The following is a 601-nucleotide window of genomic DNA, read 5'->3' as shown; positions in this document are numbered from 1 at the left end:
ATTGGCTGTCCCAGCGCTCTCCAAAGGCCTCCAGTGCCTGCCGGGCTTCATGTTCCGTGGCGGACTGATAGATCTGCTTCAGATCGGACGTCACGGCCTTGTAGTCCTTCCAGGACACGTAGCGCAGTGAGTTGCGAACCATGTGCACGATGCACAGCTGTACCTTGGTCTGCGGGTACTCAGCGGCAATGGCATCCGGGAAGCCCTTGAGACCGTCCACGCAAGCGATCAGGATGTCCTCCAGGCCCCGATTCTTGAGTTCTGTCAGTACCGACAGCCAGAACTTCGCGCCCTCAGTTTCGGCAAGCCACAGGCCCAGCAGCTCCTTCTGGCCTTCCATGTTGATGCCCAGGGCCAAATATAGGGACTTGTTGATCACCCTCTTGTCCTGACGAATTTTCAGAACGATGCAGTCCAGATAGACGATGGGGTAGATCGGATCCAGCGGGCGGTTCTGCCACTCGTGAACCTGATCGATCACCCGCTCCGTCACCTTGGACACCAGAGTCGCCGAGATGTCGGCGTCGTACATTTCCTTGAAGGCGTCTACGATATCTCGGGTGCTCAGGCCCTTGGCGTAAAGCGCCAGGATCTGGTCATC

Annotated in this window: 1 protein-coding gene; it reads right to left on the bottom strand. The window is 57.7% G+C overall.

What is annotated here, in order from left to right; all coding sequences use genetic code 11:
• Nucleotides 1-601: IS256 family transposase (locus LWH94_RS19300; protein ID WP_232903318.1), on the bottom strand; the 601-nt coding region annotated here is incomplete at both ends.

Origin of the sequence: Marinobacter sp. G11 (assembly GCF_021282325.1) — a bacterium.
Taxonomy (GTDB): Bacteria; Pseudomonadota; Gammaproteobacteria; order Pseudomonadales; family Oleiphilaceae; genus Marinobacter; species Marinobacter vinifirmus.
The sequence above is the reverse complement of the archived record's forward strand: the minus strand, read 5'-3'. Positions and strand labels throughout refer to the sequence as shown.